This window comes from Collinsella sp. AM17-1 (assembly GCF_003470665.1).
Taxonomy (GTDB): domain Bacteria; phylum Actinomycetota; class Coriobacteriia; order Coriobacteriales; family Coriobacteriaceae; genus Collinsella.
Genome location: NZ_QRJZ01000044.1, coordinates 1 through 1,272 on the forward strand (window position 1 = coordinate 1; position 1,272 = coordinate 1,272).

Annotated in this window: 1 protein-coding gene; it reads right to left on the bottom strand. The window is 65.0% G+C overall.

Translation table 11 applies throughout. The annotated features are described in order from the left end of the window. Positions 1 to 6: 6 nt before the first annotated feature. Positions 7 to 1,248: an arginine deiminase gene (gene arcA / locus DW195_RS10245; RefSeq protein ID WP_117774421.1), complete on the bottom strand. Its 1,242-nt coding sequence runs from the start codon at positions 1,246 to 1,248 to the stop codon at positions 7 to 9. Positions 1,249 to 1,272 lie beyond the last annotated feature (24 nt).

Genomic DNA, 1,272 nt, shown 5'->3' on the forward strand with positions numbered 1-1,272 from the left:
AAAACCTTAGAGGTCCTCGCGCCAGAAGGGCATGCTCATGCAGCGCGGGCCGCCACGGCCGCGGGAGAGCTCGGCGGAGGGCACGACGAGAAGGTCCAGGCCCTCCTTGTACAGCACGTCGTTGGTGACGGTGTTGCGGGCGTAGACGCAGATCTTGCCGGGCTCGACGCACAGGGTGTTGGAGCCGTCGTTCCACTGCTCGCGGGAGGCCGCGATCGGGTCGCCGCCGCCGCAGGGGATCAGCTTGACCTGGTCGACGCCGGTGGCGTCCTCCAGGACGTGCTCGAGGGTGTCCTCGATCAGGCGGATGTTCACGTCGCCCGGGTTCTTGCCGGCGGTAAGCTCGTAGACGCGCAGGGTGCCCATGATGGCGGGGTGGATCGTGAACTTATCGACGTCGATCTGGGTGAAGACCGTGTCGAGGTGCATGAAGGCGCGCGAGACCGGGATGTCGAAGGCCAGGATGCGCTCGACCTTGGAGTCGGAGTTCCAGAAGATGTTCTGGGCCATGACGTCGATAGCGGCGGCCTGGGTGCGCTGGGAGATGCCGACGGCGAGGGTCTTCTCGTTGATGTTCAGCACGTCGCCGCCCTCGGTGTGGAACTGGCAGTCGCGGCGGAAGTACAGGGAGACGTCCTTGTAGTCGGGGTGGTACTTGAAGACGTACTTGCCGTACAGGGTCTCGCGGTTGCGGGTGACCGAGTACATGCGGTTGAGGTTGACGCCCTCGCCGACGACCGCGAACGGGTCGCGGGTGAAGTAGAGGTTGGGCATCGGGTCGATGATCAGGTCGGACTCGGACTCGGAGTTGACCAGGGAGTCGAGGGTCGTGGACGCCGTGAGGGGCATGTCGATCTCGGCCTTGGTCATGCCGGCCATGGTCTTCTTGACGAACTCGAGGTTGTCCTCGATGGAGTCCAGCTTCTCGCGGACGATCTGCGGCATCTGCTGGCCGCGGATGCCTGCCTCGGCGATGTACTGGTCGGTGAACTCGGCGCGGGCGCCGGGGACCTGGTCGAACACCTCTGCGACGAGGTTCTCGAGGTAGAGGACCTCCACGCCCTGGTCCCTCAGGATCTGGGCGAAGGTGTCGTGCTCCTGCTGCGCGACCTCCAGGAACGGGACGTCGTCGAACAGGAGTCGCTCGAGCTCGTCGGGCGGCAGGTTGAGGAGCTCGTCGCCGGGACGGTGCAGGCAGACCTTCCTGAGCTTGCCGATCTCGGAAGGCACGTGCAGACCTTTCGTCATGGCCTCCTACCTTTCTTTCGGGCC

Bases quoted from the DNA above. Each gene is read 5' to 3' on its own strand.
- arcA (WP_117774421.1), bottom strand. From the start codon at position 1,248: ATGACGAAAGGTCTGCACGTGCCTTCCGAGATCGGCAAGCTCAGGAAG.